Annotated in this window: 16 protein-coding genes; 6 read left to right on the top strand and 10 right to left on the bottom strand. The window is 66.5% G+C overall.

All coding sequences use genetic code 11. The annotated features are described in order from the left end of the window. Positions 1-4: 4 nt before the first annotated feature. From pheT to rpmI, 4 genes are all read right to left on the bottom strand, one after another. The gene (pheT, locus tag DRB17_RS12430) at positions 5-2,410 is read right to left on the bottom strand and encodes a phenylalanine--tRNA ligase subunit beta (protein ID WP_114582537.1); all 2,406 of its coding nucleotides are present in this window, start codon (positions 2,408-2,410) and stop codon (positions 5-7) included. Positions 2,411-2,431: 21 nt separating this feature from the next. Further along, positions 2,432-3,505, bottom strand: coding sequence for a phenylalanine--tRNA ligase subunit alpha (gene pheS / locus DRB17_RS12435; RefSeq protein ID WP_114582600.1), 1,074 nt, complete (start codon positions 3,503-3,505; stop codon positions 2,432-2,434). Positions 3,506-3,569: 64 nt separating this feature from the next. Further along, entirely contained in the window at positions 3,570-3,941 is a 372-nt protein-coding gene (rplT, locus tag DRB17_RS12440; protein WP_114582538.1) for a 50S ribosomal protein L20, read from the bottom strand. Positions 3,942-4,017: 76 nt separating this feature from the next. Beyond that, positions 4,018-4,218 (bottom strand): 50S ribosomal protein L35, encoded by a 201-nt coding sequence (gene rpmI / locus DRB17_RS12445; RefSeq protein ID WP_114582539.1) that lies wholly within the window; start codon positions 4,216-4,218, stop codon positions 4,018-4,020. 707 nt (positions 4,219-4,925) lie between these two features. On the opposite strand from rpmI, the gene DRB17_RS12450 reads away from it, so the two are divergent. Further along, positions 4,926-5,408: a MarR family winged helix-turn-helix transcriptional regulator gene (locus DRB17_RS12450; protein ID WP_114582540.1), complete on the top strand. Its 483-nt coding sequence runs from the start codon at positions 4,926-4,928 to the stop codon at positions 5,406-5,408. Between the two features lie 246 nt (positions 5,409-5,654). Here DRB17_RS12450 and infC read toward each other — a convergent pair whose 3' ends face one another. From infC to DRB17_RS12465, 3 genes are all read right to left on the bottom strand, one after another. Beyond that, complete coding sequence (infC, locus tag DRB17_RS12455) at positions 5,655-6,143, bottom strand: translation initiation factor IF-3 (protein WP_241503825.1); 489 nt, start codon at positions 6,141-6,143, stop codon at positions 5,655-5,657. A 194-nt stretch (positions 6,144-6,337) separates the two neighbouring features. After that, positions 6,338-8,254 (bottom strand): threonine--tRNA ligase, encoded by a 1,917-nt coding sequence (gene thrS, locus DRB17_RS12460; RefSeq protein WP_114582601.1) that lies wholly within the window; start codon positions 8,252-8,254, stop codon positions 6,338-6,340. Positions 8,255-8,368: 114 nt separating this feature from the next. Next, positions 8,369-9,544, bottom strand: a complete 1,176-nt coding sequence (locus tag DRB17_RS12465; RefSeq protein ID WP_114582542.1) for a glycosyltransferase family 4 protein — start codon at positions 9,542-9,544, stop codon at positions 8,369-8,371. Between the two features lie 123 nt (positions 9,545-9,667). On the opposite strand from DRB17_RS12465, the gene DRB17_RS12470 reads away from it, so the two are divergent. From DRB17_RS12470 to DRB17_RS12480, 3 genes are all read left to right on the top strand, one after another. Continuing rightward, positions 9,668-10,447 (top strand): alpha/beta hydrolase, encoded by a 780-nt coding sequence (locus DRB17_RS12470; protein ID WP_114582543.1) that lies wholly within the window; start codon positions 9,668-9,670, stop codon positions 10,445-10,447. A gap of 134 nt (positions 10,448-10,581) precedes the next feature. Next, positions 10,582-10,908 carry a BrnT family toxin gene (locus tag DRB17_RS12475; RefSeq protein WP_114582544.1) on the top strand — a complete coding sequence of 109 codons (327 nt, stop codon included), beginning with the start codon at positions 10,582-10,584 and terminating at the stop codon, positions 10,906-10,908. Beyond that, positions 10,865-11,122, top strand: a complete 258-nt coding sequence (locus DRB17_RS12480; RefSeq protein ID WP_114582545.1) for a CopG family antitoxin — start codon at positions 10,865-10,867, stop codon at positions 11,120-11,122. Before DRB17_RS12475 ends, DRB17_RS12480 begins: the two co-directional genes overlap by 44 nt. A gap of 95 nt (positions 11,123-11,217) precedes the next feature. Here DRB17_RS12480 and DRB17_RS12485 read toward each other — a convergent pair whose 3' ends face one another. After that, positions 11,218-12,096 (bottom strand): SDR family oxidoreductase, encoded by an 879-nt coding sequence (locus DRB17_RS12485; protein ID WP_114582546.1) that lies wholly within the window; start codon positions 12,094-12,096, stop codon positions 11,218-11,220. 82 nt (positions 12,097-12,178) lie between these two features. Between DRB17_RS12485 and DRB17_RS12490 the strand changes: the two genes are divergently transcribed. Continuing rightward, complete coding sequence (locus tag DRB17_RS12490; RefSeq protein ID WP_161958803.1) at positions 12,179-12,982, top strand: tetratricopeptide repeat protein; 804 nt, start codon at positions 12,179-12,181, stop codon at positions 12,980-12,982. Positions 12,983-13,263: 281 nt separating this feature from the next. Further along, a complete protein-coding gene (locus DRB17_RS12495; protein ID WP_114582548.1) occupies positions 13,264-13,926 on the top strand; it encodes a hypothetical protein in 663 nt (220 codons plus the stop codon). Positions 13,927-13,962: 36 nt separating this feature from the next. Here DRB17_RS12495 and DRB17_RS12500 read toward each other — a convergent pair whose 3' ends face one another. Together DRB17_RS12500 and DRB17_RS12505 are read right to left on the bottom strand one after the other, a co-directional pair. Further along, positions 13,963-14,631: a glutathione S-transferase family protein gene (locus DRB17_RS12500; RefSeq protein WP_114582549.1), complete on the bottom strand. Its 669-nt coding sequence runs from the start codon at positions 14,629-14,631 to the stop codon at positions 13,963-13,965. A gap of 66 nt (positions 14,632-14,697) precedes the next feature. Beyond that, the gene (locus DRB17_RS12505; protein WP_114582550.1) at positions 14,698-15,441 is read right to left on the bottom strand and encodes a ZIP family metal transporter; all 744 of its coding nucleotides are present in this window, start codon (positions 15,439-15,441) and stop codon (positions 14,698-14,700) included.

A 15,441-nucleotide genomic window follows, 5' to 3' on the forward strand; every position in this document is an offset into this window, starting at 1 on the left:
GGCGCTACCCGCGAAGTTCGCCGCCGGTGTCCTTTTCCACCTTCTGCACGATCTTCTTGCCGACCGCCTCGATCTCGGCGTCGGTCAGGGTCTTTTCGGTCGGTTGCAGGGTCACGGCGATGGCCAGCGACTTCTTGCCCGCGCCCACCTTGTCGCCGGTGTAGACGTCAAACAGCTTGACCTCGGTGACAAGCTGCTTCTCCGCGCCCTTGGCGGCGCGGAGAAGCTTCTCCGCCGGGACGTCCTCGTCGACGACAAAGGCGAAGTCGCGTTCCACCGGCTGGAACGGCGACAGCATCAGCGCGGGCTTCAGCTTGCCGCCCTTCGTCTTGGGCGCGGGCACCGCGTTCAGGAAGACCTCGAACGCGACCGCCGGGCCGCGCAGGTCATAGGCTTCCAGCACCTTCGGATGCAACTCGCCGAAATTCGCCAGCACCTTCGGACCCAAATGCAGCACGCCCGAGCGGCCGGGATGGTACCAACCCGGCGCGTCCGCGGAGGTTTGCAGGTTGTCCGCCGGCGCCCCCACTGCCGTGAGCGCGGCAATGGCGTCCGCCTTCGCGTCGAAGGCATCGAGCGGACGGCCCGCAATCGCCCAGTGACGCGGATTCGGTCGCCCCGCGCGCACGCCGGCGGCGACATCGTCCTGGCCGTCGGGTTCGGAGGTGCGGTACTGCGGCCCGATTTCGAACAGGGCCACGTCAGGAAAGCCACGATCGGCGTTGCGGCCCGCGGCCTCCACCAGGTTGGCGAGCGCCACGGGACGCATCACGTCCAGCTCGCTGGAGATCGGATTGGCGAGGTGCAGTTCCTGTGGAACACCGCCGAAGATCTCCGCCTGCCGGCTGCTCATGAACGAGAAAGTCACCGCCTCGTCCAGGCCGCGCCAGGCCAGCGTCGTGCGCGCCAGCTCCGCGCGGCGTTGCTGCGGCGAGACGGCCGGCTGCGGGATCGGCGAAAGCTGCGGCAGCGGCTCCACGGGAATATCGTCGTAGCCGTGGACGCGCAGCACCTCCTCGATGAGGTCTGCCTCGCCCTCGACGTCCGCGCGCCAGGACGGAACTTGCGCCCGGATCACCCCATCCACGCTCTGCGTGGCGAAGCCCAGCCGGTCCAGAATGGCGCGGGCCTCCACCTCGTCGATCTCGATGCCGCCAAGCTGCGCGATGCGGCCGGGGCGCAGGTCGATGGTGCGGCTGGTGTCGGGAATCGTGCCGGCGTCCACCGGACGGCTCGCCTCGCCGCCGCAGAGGTCGAGGATCAGGCGCGTGGCCACCTGCTGGCCCCAGTCGGCGCTTTGGGGGTCCAGCCCGCGCTCGAAGCGGTAGCGCGCGTCCGAGATCACGCCCAGCTTGCGCCCCGTTTTGGCGATGCGCACCGGATCGAACAGGGCGACCTCAAGGAAGACATTCGTCGTCTCCTCGCTCACCCCGGACGTCTCGCCGCCCATGACACCGCCGATGCCGTGCGCGGCATTCGCGTCGGCGATGACGACCATCTCGGGATCGAGGGTGTAGGCGCGCTCGTCCAGCGCGGCGATGGTCTCCCCCTCGCCCGCCATCCGCATGGTGAGGTCGCCGGCCACCTTGTCCGCGTCGAAGACGTGCAGCGGGCGGCCCAGGTCGAAAGTGACGTAGTTGGTGATGTCCACCAGCGCCGAAATCGGCCGCAGGCCAATGGCGCGCAGCCGGCGCTGCATCCACTCCGGGCTGGGTCCGTTCGTGACACCCCGGAAATAGCGACCGGCGACGTAGGGACAGGCGTCCTCCAGCCCGGCGGGCAGGTCGCGGCGCCAAGCCATCGGGCTGTCGAAGCTGCCCTCCACCGGCTTCGCGATGTCCAGCGGCTTCAAGGTGCCGAAGCCGGCGGCGGCCAGGTCGCGCGCCACGCCGCGCACGCCCAGGCAGTCAGCCCGGTTCGGCGTGATGGCGATATCGAACACAGGGTCGTCCAGGCCCATGACCTTGGCGAAGGGCTCGCCCACCGGCGCGTCCTCGGGCAGGTCGATGATGCCCTCGTGCTCGTCCGACAGGCCCATCTCGCGTTCCGAGACCAGCATGCCGTTGGAGTCGACACCGCGAATTTTCCCAGCCTTCAGCTTCAAGTCGATGCCGGGAACATAGCTGCCAACGGGCGCGAAGACGCCCTTCATGCCGGTGCGCGCATTCGGCGCGCCGCAGATCACCTGCACCTCCTCGCGGCCGGTATCGACCGTGCAAACCCGCAAACGGTCGGCGTCGGGGTGCTGCTTCGCCTCCTTCACGTAGGCGACGGTGAAGGGCTTGAGCGCCGCCGCCTTGTTCTCCACGCCCTCGACCTCCAGGCCAAGCATGGTGAGCGCATGGGCGATCTCGTCGGGCGAGGCCTCGGTGTCGAGGTGATCTTTCAGCCAGGACAGGGTGAACTTCATGGCGTCGCGCGTTCCGTGCCGCTAAAGACCGCGCACCGGGGCCGGCACGTCGACGGGCAGGAAGCCGTAGTGCTTCAGCCAGCGCAGGTCGGAATCATAGAAAGTGCGCAGGTCGGGGATACCGTATTTCAGCATCGCCACCCGCTCGATCCCCATGCCGAAGGCATAGCCCTGGTACACGCTGGAATCGATGCCGCAGTTTTCCAGTACCTTCGGGTGGACCATGCCGCAGCCCAGGATTTCGAGCCAGTCCTTGCCGCCACCGATCTTGAGTTGCCCGCCCTCTTTCGAGCAGCCGATATCGACCTCGGCGGAGGGCTCGGTGAAGGGGAAGTAGCTGGGGCGGAAGCGCACCGGCAGGTCGTCCACGCCGAAGAAAGCGCGGCAGAACTCGATCAGCGTGCCCTTCAGGTGGCCCATGTGCGTCGCCTTGTCGACGACCAGCCCCTCGATCTGATGGAACATCGGCGAGTGGGTGGCGTCGTCGTCGCTACGGAAGGTCCGCCCCGGCACGATCACGCGCAGCGGCGGCGCGTGCGTGCGCATCGAGCGGATCTGCACGGGCGAGGTGTGCGTGCGCAGCACCTTGCGCTCCCCGTGCTCTTCCGTCGCCTGCAGGTAGAAGGTATCGTGCTCCTGCCGGGCCGGATGCTCGGGCGGGATGTTGAGTGCGGTGAAGTTGTGGAAATCGTCCTCGACGTGCGGCCCCTCGGCCACCTCGAAGCCCATCTCGCCGAAGATCGCGATCATCTCCTCGACGGTGCGCGAGATCGGGTGGATGCGGCCGATATCGACCGGCCGCGCCGGTAGGGTGACGTCGATGCGCTCGCGCTCCAGCCGGGCATGCAGCTCGGCCTCGGCCAGTTCGGCCTTGCGTGCCTCGATCGCCTGCTGCACCGCGTCCTTGACGGCGTTGAGCCGCTGTCCGGTCGCCTTGCGCTGTTCCGGGTCCAGGCCGCCAAGCTGCTTCATCAGCCCGGTGACGCGCCCCTTCTTGCCGAGTGCCGAGACGCGCAACTGCTCCAGCGCGTCGAGACTGTCGGCCTCGCCGACTTCGCGCAGCAGGCGTTCCTGCAGGGTGTCGAGGTCTTCCATCGCCTTCACGCCGGTCCCTGGCCGGCGTCGGCCACCGAGGCCGGCGCCGGCATCCATCGGTGGCTCAGCCCTTGGCGCCCTGCGGCAGGGCCTTGCCGGCCTGCTCCACCAGCGCCTTGAAGGCCTCGGGCTCGTGCACGGCCAGGTCGGCCAGCACCTTGCGGTCGACCTCCACCCCGGCGTTCTTCATGCCGGCCATGAACTGGGAATAGGTCAGGCCGTGCTGGCGCGCGCCGGCGTTGATGCGCTGGATCCAAAGGCTGCGGAAATCGCGCTTGCGCTGCCGGCGGTCGCGATAGGCGTACTGCAGCGACTTCTCGACGCGCTGGCGGGCAACGCGGATGGTGTTCTTCTGGCGCCCCCTGGCGCCCTTCGCGGCCTTCAGGACCTTCTTGTGCTTGGCGTGAGCGGTAACGCCGCGCTTCACTCGCGACATGGCGGCTCTCCTTTATAGGATGAGTACGGGTGTTCGTACGACTGTGTTCGTGGGATCTGCGCCTGGACCCGAACGCCTAGGCGTTGGGCAGGTAGTGCTTCTTGACGATGTTGCCGTCGCTCCGGGTCAGGACGTTCATGCCCCGGCTCTGACGCTTCATCTGCTGGGAACGCTTGCGCAGATTGTGCCGCTTGTAGGCGTACTGAACACGCACTTTGCCGCTGCCCGTCAGCTTGAACCGCTTCTTGGCACCGCTCTTGGTCTTCAACTTGGACATTTTGACCTTCCTCTCGATCGTGGCGCGCGGTCGCGGGAACGGCCGCGCGCGGGTCGCTTGTGACGATAGGCTCCCGGGCATGTCCAACCTGGCCACGGTCGCCCTTGCTGCGAAGGTCGGCGTTATAGCGACCCGCCGCGCGCAACGCAAGACGGCCCGCTTCACACCGGGCATATCCCCCTTCACTCAGTATCCAGAAGGCGGCGCGCCAGTGTCGGCAAGTCGCGGATCCCGTGCAATGCTCGCGAAACCGGCCGGCCTTCACCTCGGACGCCGCCACGTGCTATGGAGCCGCGACAAGAGCAGTTTCGCCGCCGAATCAACACGGCAACAACTTGCATATCCCTACAATTTTCGCAGCCGAGGTGACATAGGGGTAGAAAATTAGTATACTTGTGCGATAGAATACGGTTAACGCGCCAGATCACTGTGGATATTGCGTTCACATGCTGGCGTAGGTAGGGGCGAATTCGTGCCCTGGCGAGAGCGGTTTTTGAGATGGGAAAGATCGAGACGAATTTGGAACTTATGAATTAATCATTTTCTTAAACTTGAACTCGCCGGGTCACGAACTAAAATCCAATGAAAGAAACCGGGCCCGAAGGACGCATTACCGCGTCCCTTCGACTGGTCCGAAAGCGAATCGAGGCGGCGCACGAATGACGAAGATAGACCGAGAAGACCAATACATGTCTCAGAATGGGCAAATGGCTGTCGATGCCCTCAAGGCCGCGAACGGCGGCGGCGACACGGCCAAATCTCCCGAAGAGATCGCAGCGGGGCTTGAGCAGCTTGTCCGGCTTCAGTTCAGCCAGAGCTTCCGCAACGGCCTGAAGCCCGCGCAGTGGCATGCCTTGCGATATTTCGCGAACGCGGCGGAGGAAGATCGCACCGTCACGGCGTTTGCGCGCCACCGTGCCTCGACGATGGGCACGGCGTCGACGACGATCTCGACGCTGGTTCGCAAGGGCTATCTGGCCCGCGACTATGGTCAGGGCGTCCCGCGTAACCGTGGTTTGCACCTGACGGAAGCCGGGCAGCGACTGCTGGACGAAGACCCGGTGCAGACCCTGGTCGATGCCATCCGCCGGCTGGACGCACAGGAACAGGGCTTGCTGGCCGGCACCATCGAAAAGCTGGTGGCGAGCCTGGCGGACGCCCGGACCGCGACGACTCAGTCCGTCGGATAGCTTTTCGGCCCTCTCGGCTTTCTATCGGCCGCCCCACGGCACCCGTTTGTCGTGGCGTGGGACGGGTGCGATTCGCGCTTTGACTGCCGCCCGTGCCGCTGCTTCATGGCGGCATGGGCGATTTCCCGTGGGCCTCACGCGTCATACGCGACCACCAAAAGAGCATTTGTAAGCCGGTCCGGGCCGCACGGAAGAGATCGTGCGGCCCGGCAACGCGACTTTGCGGAATGCTGAGGTGCGTCCGCCTCAACGCGGCGCGATGACCATGATCATCTGGCGCCCTTCCATCTTCGGGCTGGCCTCGACCTTGGCAAGGTCGCCGACCTCCTCGCGGACGCGTTCCAAAAGGCGTTGTCCCAGTTCCTGGTGCGCCATTTCGCGTCCCCGGAAGCGCATGGTGACCTTTACCTTGTCGCCCTCGCCCAGGAATTTTTGGATAGAGCGCATCTTCACGTTGTAGTCGTGCTCATCGATGTTCGGACGCATCTTGATTTCCTTGACATCGATGATCTTCTGCTTTTTCCGCGCTTCGTTCTGGCGCTTTTGAAGTTCATATTTATAGCGCCCGAAATCGAGGATCTTGCAGACAGGTGGCGTACTTGTGGGCGAGATCTCGACAAGATCGAGTCCCGCATCCACGGCACGCTGACGCGCATCGTCGGTGGACACGACTCCAACGTTTTCGCCGTCCTGATCGATCAGACGAACTTCGCGCACATTGATCTGCTCGTTCACGCGCGGCCCGTCGCGTGACGGCGTGCTATCGGCGGGTGGCCTGGCTATGGATCAAATTCCCTTCGTAGCAGTTGCACTTACCGCGCGCCCGGATTTCCATCCCTCGGACGCGCACACCTCGTAACATCCCGCGCCGCCCACCGCGCCAGCCGCCGGCAGCCCGGTGACCTTGCAGCGGTACATAGCCCGCGTTGTCAATTGGCCCGCGGAGGCAAGGCCTCATCCCGGAGTTTAGTCACAGCGTCTTCAAGCGCAAGCACCTCTTGCGCCTTACCCCCCAAACGGCGCAGCGCGACGGTCCGCCGCTCGGCCTCGCGCCCGCCGACCACGGCCATGACCGGAACCTTCCGGTTGCTGTGCTCGCGCACCTTGTAATTGATCTTCTCGTTCCGCAGGTCCGTCTCCACCCTCAGCCCGGCGGCGTGCAGCGTCTCCGCCACCTCCGCGGCATAGTCGTCCGCGGCATCGGTGATCGTCGCCACAACGGCCTGCACCGGCGCCAGCCAAAGCGGGAAGCGGCCGGCGTGCTCCTCGATGAGGATGGCGATGAAGCGCTCGAACGAGCCCAGGATCGCGCGGTGCAACATGACCGGGCGATGCTTGTGGCCGTCCTCGCCGATATAGTTCGCATCCAGCCGCTCGGGCAGGACGAAATCCACTTGCAGGGTGCCGCACTGCCAATCGCGTCCAATGGCGTCGCGCAGCACGAACTCCAGCTTCGGCCCGTAGAACGCGCCCTCGCCGGGGTTCAGGGTATACGGCAGGCCGGTCTTCTCCACCGCATCCTTCAGCGCGGTTTCAGCCCGGTCCCAGACCTCGTCGGCACCCGCCCGCGTCTCGGGCCGGTCGGAGAACTTCACCTTCACGTCCTCGAAGCCGAAGGCCTTGTAGATATCCTGCAACAGGTTGCAAAAACGCACCGTCTCTTCGTTGATCTGATCCTCGGTGCAGAAAATGTGTGCGTCGTCCTGCGTGAAGCCGCGCACCCGCATCAGGCCGTGCAATGCACCCGACGGTTCGTAACGATGGCACGAGCCGAACTCCGCCATGCGGTAGGGCAGATCGCGATAGCTGGTGATGCCTTGCTTGAAGATCTGCACGTGGCCGGGGCAGTTCATCGGCTTGATCGCCAGCGTGCGGTCGTCCTCGGTCTTCGCCGTGAACATGTGCTGGCGGAACTTCTCCCAGTGGCCCGACTGCTCCCAAAGGGCGCGGTCGATGAGTTGCGGCGTCTTCACCTCGACATAGCCGCCGTCTTCCAGGCGCTGGCGCATGAAGCGCTCAATAGTGCGGTAGAGCGTCCAGCCGTTGGGATGCCAGAAGACGCTGCCGACCGCCTCCTCCTGCTGATGAAAGAGATCCATCTCGCGGCCCAGCCGGCGATGGTCGCGCCGCTCGGCCTCCTCCAGCATGTTGAGATAGGCGTCGAGCCGCTTCTTGTCCTCCCAGGCGGTGCCGTAGACACGTTGAAGCTGCTCGTTGCGCTGGTCGCCGCGCCAGTAGGCGCCGGAGACCTTGAGCAGCTTGAACGAATGGCCCAGACGGCTGGTCGAGGGCAGGTGCGGCCCCCGGCACAGGTCAAGCCAGTCGCCCTGCTTGTACACCGTGATCACGGTGTCGCGCGGCAGCGTCTCGATATGCTCGGCCTTGTACTTCTCGCCGATGTCGCTGAAGTAGCGGATCGCGTCCTCGCGGTCCCAGACCTCGCGCACGATTTTCTCGTCGCGTTCGACGATCTCGTGCATGCGCTGTTCGATCTTCTCCAGGTCCTCGGGCGTGAATGGCGTCTTGCGGGCAAAGTCGTAGTAGAAGCCCGTCTCCGTCGCCGGGCCGAAGGTCACCTGCGTGTCGGGATACAGCTCCTGCGTCGCCTCCGCCAGCACATGGGCGGCGTCGTGGCGAAGCAGTTCCAGCGCGTCCGGATGCTTGCGGGTGACGATCTCCACCGTCGCGTCGCCGTCGATCGGGCGCGTCAGGTCGCGCACCTCGCCGTCGACCTTGACGGCCAGCGCGTCCTTGGCCAGCCGCGTCCCGATCCGCTCCGCCACCTCGAAACCGGTGGGCAGGTGGTCGAATTCGAGCTTCGCCCCATCGGGCAGGGTAATCGTCACATCGCGCTGGGCTTCGGCTAGGCTGCTCACGTAACTCGCTCCACGAGTGGCAAGAGGTGCCCCATTCACACCTTCTCCAATGTCGCGGCCAAGCTAGCTGTCCGCAAGCCCCTGTCAAGCATCGCGGTCCAGCAGCTCGTCATAAACCGCCAACGTGCGCTGACACATCAGCTCCTTCGAGAAATGCCGGGCCTGCGCCTGGCCGGCGGCGAACACCTCCGCCCGCGCCGCGTGGTCCAGCGACAGCGCCCAGTCCAGGCCACGCGCAAGGTCATCCGCATCGCCGGGGCGGACCAGGGCCGTCGTGGTGCCTTCCAGCACCTGCTCGGGCACGCCGCCGTGGGCGCTGGCCACCAGCGGCCGGCCCATGGCCTGCGCCTCGCTGGCGATCCGCCCGAAGGCCTCGGGGTCGGTGGAGGCGGAGACGACCACGTCCGCCAGCATGTAGGCCGCCGGCATGTCGCGGCAGTCGTCGCTGATGAACACCCGGTCCGCGAGCTTGCGCCCGACGACCAGCTTCTCAAGCTCCCGCCGATAGCCGGTGCGCCCCTGGTCCGAGCCCACCAGCACGCAGCAGAACTCCCGCCCGCGCAGCCGCGCCAGCGCCTCGATCAGGACCGCCTGTCCCTTCCAGCGGGTCAGGCGCCCCGGCAGCATCACCACGGGCACGCCGTCGGGCAGCCGCCATTTCGTCGCCAGCGCCACCATCCGGTCGCGGGAAACGGCGCCCGGATCGAACTGCCCCAGATCGACGCCGCGCGGCACCACGCGCAAGCGATCCGTGTCCAGCGGGTAGTTCGCCAGGATATGCCGGGCGATGAACTCGGAGATGGCGATCACCCGGTCGCCCTTCGTCATCACCGCGTTGTAGGCCCGTTTCGGCGGCATGCGGAAGTTGTAGGTGCCGTGGAAGGTGGTCACGAACGGCACGCCCGTGCGCCGCGCCGCCAGGAGCGCGCTCCACGCCGGCGCGCGGGAGCGGGCATGCACCAGATCCACGCCCTCGGCACGGATCAGCGCCTCCAGCCGCCGGGCGTTGCGCCACAGCGACAGCAGCCCCTTGCGGTGCAGCGGCAGTTCCACGTGCCGGGCACCCAGCCGCGCCAGCCGGTGCGCCATCGCCCCGCCGGCCGAGGCGACGAGCGCGGTGTCGCCGCGCGCGGCCAACGCGCCGGCGATGTCGAGCGTGCCCCGCTCCACCCCGCCAGTTTCCAGCGCGGGCAGCACTTGCAGCACGACGCGGCCGCGGCCTTCCGCCACCGTTGTCCCGGTGATATCGTCCCTCAACATTCAGCTTCCGCCGCGCTTTCCCCAACACCCGCGCCCCAAAGAACGCGCGGCCACCGTCATAGCGGAAAGCGCGGCAAGTCGAAACGGATTCGCGTTCTCGCTTACCGCACGGGATGTCAAAGCATGGACCAGGCCAGCGAACCCGCGCCGCAGACGCTGCACACCGCCGACGGCGCCACCATCGCCTATCACCGGCTGGAGGGGAAACTGCCCGGCATCGTCTTTCTGGGCGGCTTCGCTTCCGACATGACGGGCACCAAGGCGCTCGCCCTGGAGGCCTTTGCGCGGGAGCGCGGGCACGCCTTCGTGCGCTTCGATTATCAAGGGCACGGCCAGTCCTCGGGACGGTTCGAGGACGGCACCATCGGCCAGTGGTCGCGCGACGCCATCGCGGTGCTGGACGAACTGACCGAAGGGCCGCAGATCCTCGTCGGCTCGTCCATGGGCGGCTGGATCATGCTGCTGGTGGCGCTTGCCCGCGCCAGCCACGTGGCCGGGCTGATCGGCATCGCCGCCGCGCCGGACTTCACCGAGGACCTGATGTGGGAGCGCATGGACGACACCGTGCGCGCCACCATCGAACGCGACGGCGTCTACTACGAGCCCTCGGAGTACGGCGAGCCGCTGCCGATCACCCGCCACCTGATCGAGGAAGGCCGCAGCCATCTCCTCTTGCGCGGCAATATTCCCCTCGCATGCCCCGTCCGCCTGCTGCAGGGCATGGACGACCGCGACGTACCCTGGGAGTGGGCCTTGAAACTCCAGTCGGCACTGCAAAGCGAGGACGTCGAGACCGTGCTGATTAAACACGGCGACCACCGCCTCTCCGAACCCCACGACATCCAGCGCCTGCGCTTCCAGCTCGACCGGCTGCTGCATCAGGTGGAGGGGGTGGTGGATTAACTTGATCGCAAAAGCCGGTGACGCATCAGGCTGAGCGGCATGCGAGACCGCATCGCTATCGGATGAAACGCTGGGCTCCGGCCCGTATGCTTTTGTGTTGACTTTCGTACATACAAACATACATCGTATAAAAGATGAAAAATCTGATTGCGGGCTTTGATTGGGACAATGGCAACGTTGAAAAGTGCCAGAAACACGGGGTTTCCAGGTTCGAAATCGAGGAATTGTTCCATCGAACCGTGATGCTGTTGCCGGATGGCGATCATTCGAACAGTCATGAGCAACGGTTCCGAGCCATTGGGACGACGCAGGCAGGCCGATACATATTCGTCGTTTTCACCATGCGTGCCCTTGATGGGCAAATGATGATCCGGCCAATCAGCGCCCGCTACATGCACCGAAAGGAAGTTGACCGTTATGAGCAAGAAAATCCCACGCTTCAAGAGCGACGCGGAGGCTGAAGATTTCGTCGCCACCGCCGACTTGAGCGAATATGACCTGTCTGGTGCAAAACCGGTTCGGTTCGAGTTTGAGAAAAAGGCAGCGCGCGTCAACATGCGGCTGCCGGAATCGCTGCTTGATGCCATCAAGGCCCGTGCCAAGGCACGCGGCATCCCGTATCAGCGCTATATCCGGGAAACCCTTGAGGAAGCCGTTGGGAAACACCACGGCTAGGAAAGGTCATTTACCCTATCCGCCCGATGCAGCTCCAATCCGGCCGCCGGAAAAACCAGTACGTGCTCCGGCCCGGCGTAATACGGAATCCCGGCCTACCCCCCACCCCCCAGCAACGCCTCCAACCCCGTCCGATAGTCCGGGTACGCCAGCCGCACACCCAGTTCCTCGTGCATGCGGCGGTTGCTGACGCGTTTGTTGTCCTGCCAGAAGGTCTTGCCCATGTCGGACAGGCCGGCATCCTCCAGCGCCACGAGCGGCGGCGATTCCACGCCCAGGAGGCGGCAGGCGTGTTCGGTGACCTCGGCCGGGGCGGCGGGTTCGTCGTCGCAGACATTGTAGACGCGGCCCGGATTCGGGCGCGCCATCGAGGCCTGGAGCACCGTGGCGATGTCCTCGACATGGATGCGGCTGAACACCTGCCCCGGCTTGTCGATGCGCTTCGCACGGCCCTGGCGCACGGCGTCCAGCGGGCTGCGGCCGGGGCCGTAGATGCCGGCAAGGCGGAAGACGTGGACGGGAATGCCCTGCCCCGCATGCAGGCGCAGCCAGGCGTGCTCGGCCGCGACGCGGCGTTCCGCCCTGGCACTGGTCGGATGAAGCTCCGACTCCTCGTCCACCCAGCCGCCCTCGCGGTTGCCATACACGCCGGTGGTGGACAGATAGCCGGCCCACGCCAGCCTGCCGGCCAGCGCGGCGATGTCGCCGGCATGGTGGTCCAGAACCGGATCGCCCTCGCGGTTGGGCGGCACGGAACTCAACAGGTGCGTGGTGCCGGCCAGCGCCGTCGCGGCGTCGGCAAGCGGCTGGCCTCGGTCGAAAACGCATGCCTCAACCCCGGCCGCGCGCAGTTCCCCGGCCTTCGCCTCATCGCGCGTGGTCCCGGCGACCCGCCAGCCCTCGGCCAGCAGGCGGTCGGCCAGACGGCGGGCGCTGTAGCCCAGGCCAAAGCAGAACAGCCGCTTCGATGTCATGGAAACGCCCCGATTGATGTCTTGCGCCCGCGCCGGCAAGCCGCGACGGTATGACCCGGAAAAGCGCAAGGCAAGGAGAGCGATGTTCCGGCAAGCGAAAGTGCTCCTGACGGCGGCGTTGCTGCTGCTTCCGCCCACGGTGGCCGCGGCGCAGGACGGCACGAGCGACGGCGGGGACGACGCGGCGCTGCAAGCCGCGGAGCAGTACGCGGACTGCATGCGGCTGGCGGCCGAGAACCCCGCCAAGGCCATCGAGACGGCGCGCACCTGGGTGGATCAGGGCGGCGGCGACCCGGCCCGCCATTGCAAGGCCATCGCGCAGTTCAACAAGGGCCACTATGCCGAGGCGGCGCGGCAACTGGAGCAGCTTGCCAAGACGATGGACAAGGACAGCCGCCCGGCCCTGCGCGCGGACGCGCTGGCGCAGGCGGGGCAGGCCTGGCTGCTGACCGGCGAGGTGGCGCGCGCGGAGGCGGCGCAGACCGCCGCGCTGGACATCGCGCCGAAGTCCGCCGAGCTGTGGATCGACCGGGCGCTGACGCGCTTCGAAATGGCGGACTACTGGAAAGCCATCGACGACCTGAACCGCGCCAGCGAACTGGCGCCGAAAAATCCGACGGTCTATGTCTTCCGTGCCAGCGCCTATCGCCACGTGGACACGCTGGAACTCGCGCGCGACGACATCAACCGGGCCCTTCAACTCGACCCGGACAACGCCGAGGCGCTGCTGGAGCGCGGTATCGTCCGGCGACTGTCGGGCGACACGGCCGCCGCGCGTAAGGACTGGCTGAAGGTCATCGACATGGCGCCCGAAAGCCCGGCCGCCGCCGACGCGCGCGCGAACCTGGAGAAGATGGACGTCAAGGCAGACGGCAACGGCGAATAAGCCGGCGGACACGCGCGGCCTGTTCCCCGTCTGCGCCCCGAAAGCCGTTGCGTTACCGGCCCCCGCGGCTCACCATGGAAATTGGACTCTTGAAAATCCCACTTGGCTGTGCTCCTGACCTGTCCGGAGGGAAGCATGGGCGGACTCGGCGTGGCGGGGGGCGCGATGGCGCGGCCGACGAAAATACCGACCGATTTCGGGATCTGGCCTCCCGTCCATAAGCGGAAGTCCGAGAGGCGGCGTTGACGTCCGGGCCGCGGTCACCGCACGCGCGCGGCCGGATGCCGGTGCTTCAACGCCGGAGTTCCCGGCTGGCCCTGCTGGCCGTCATCTATCTCGGCCTGATCGTCGCAGGCCAGTTCCTTGGCGTGTCGACGATCGAGATGCTTGGCTGGGACGCGCGAAGCGGTCCCGACGGAACGATGCACCGCGCGATCATGGCGGTCGTAGGGGTCTACGCGCTGCTCATGATGATGCCGTTCATGCCGGCCATCGAGGTCGGCGTGGCGCTGATGCTGATGTTCGGCGCGGATATCTGCGTGCAGATCTATCTGGCGACGGTTGGCGCGCTCAGCGTGACGTTCATGATCGGACGGCTGGTGCCGGTGCACGTTTGCGCAGCCGTGTTCCGCTTTCTCGGTTTGCGTCGGGCCCGCGAGCTTATCCTGGCCCTCAGCCCGCTGGACGAGCGCGGACGCCTGGAACTGCTGCTGGAGCACGCGCCGAGGCGGGTGGTGCCGACGCTGCTGCGTCACCGTTATCTGGGGCTGGCGCTGATACTGAACCTTCCCGGCAATGCGCTGCTGGGCGGCGGCGGCGGAATCGCGATGATCGCGGGGATGAGCGGCCTGTTCGCGCCGCCGCTCTACCTCGTGGTGGTCGCAGTCGCCGTGCTGCCGGTGCCGGCGGCGGTGGCGCTGACGGGCGGTGGCATCCTTTGGTGACTGGTGGGATGAGACCCCGCAGCGGGCGGCCCCGCTTCAGAAATCCAGGTCGGCGTAGTGCGACGGCGGTGGCAGGCCCGGAACCTGGTCGGCCAGGATGCCGCGAAAGCTGGGCCGCGACTTGACGCGGGCGTACCAGTCCTTGGCACCCTGGTGCTGCTCCCACGGCACATCGCCGACGTAGTCGACGCAGGAAAGCTGCGCCGCCGCCGCGATGTCCGCCATCGAGAAGTCGTCGCCTGCCAGCCACGTGCGCCGGTCGCACAGCCAGGCGATGTAGTCCAAGTGGTAGTGGATGTTGGCGTGCCCGGCCCGGATCGCCTGCGAATCCGGGTGGCCCAGCTTCATGAAGCGTTTCAGGATCTTCTCGTCGACGAGGTTGATCGTCACCTCGCGGTTGAACTTGGCATCGAACCACAGGGCCAGACGGCGCACCTCCGCCCGCTCCATCGGGTCGTGGCCCAGCAGCGTGGGCTCGGGGCAAGTTTCTTCCAGGTACTCGGCGATGACACCGGCGTCCGGGATCACCGCGCCGCCGTCCTCCACCAGGACCGGCACCTCGCCCGCCGGGTTCAGGCGCAGGAAGCCCTCGCGCCGCTCCCACACCTGCTCGGCCTTCAGCTCGAAGTCGAGCTTCTTCTCCCGCATCAACACGCGGATCTTGCGGCAACCGGGATGCAGGGGCAGGTGATAGAGGACGCGCATGGCGGGCAAACCATATCCCGCGAAATGGTTAATGAACAGGGCGACTCGGCACGAAGCCGCCCCCCTCTACATACCAACCAGAAGGCCGAGCGCCACCATGCCGACGATGGACAGCCCCACCGCGCCGAAGACCGCCGTACGGCTGGCCTCGTTGAGCGCCTCGGGGATCATCTCGCGCATCGTCATCCACAGCATCGCCCCGGCGGCGAGGCCCAGGCCGACCGGCAGCACCGGATGGAACACCGCGACGAAGAGAAAGGCGGGAATCGCAAGAAGCGGCTGCGGCAGCGAGGAGAACACGCTCCACCACGCGGCCATCAGGACCGACACGCCACGCGGCACGAGGACGAGCGAAATCGCCAGCCCCTCCGGCACGTTGTGGATGGCGATGGCGATGGTCATCAGAATTCCAAGATCCTCGCCGCCGCCGAAGGAGACGCCGACCCCGATGCCCTCGGCCGCCGAGTGCAGCGTCATCACGCCGACGATCATCAGCGCCTTGCGCGCGTCGGCGCCTGTCAGCGCGCCGACGCTGACATGCCCGTGCCCGTCCATCAGACGGTGGCTGTAGACCATGAACACCGCGCCCAGGCCGATCCCCAACAGCGTCCGCCAGGGACCGATGTTCACGCCCTCGTTGATCAGGCCCAGGCTGGCGGCGATCATCAGCCCGGCGGCGACGGCGTTCCCGATCGCCTCCCACCGCCGCGACATGTCCCGCACAAACAGGAACGGCAGCGCGCCCAGCCCGGTCGCGACCGCCGTGATCAGCGCGGCGATGAACACCGTCCAGACGCTCGTCTCGATCAT

The organism is Ferruginivarius sediminum (assembly GCF_003344765.1).
Taxonomy (GTDB): domain Bacteria; phylum Pseudomonadota; class Alphaproteobacteria; order Kiloniellales; family Rhodovibrionaceae; genus Ferruginivarius; species Ferruginivarius sediminum.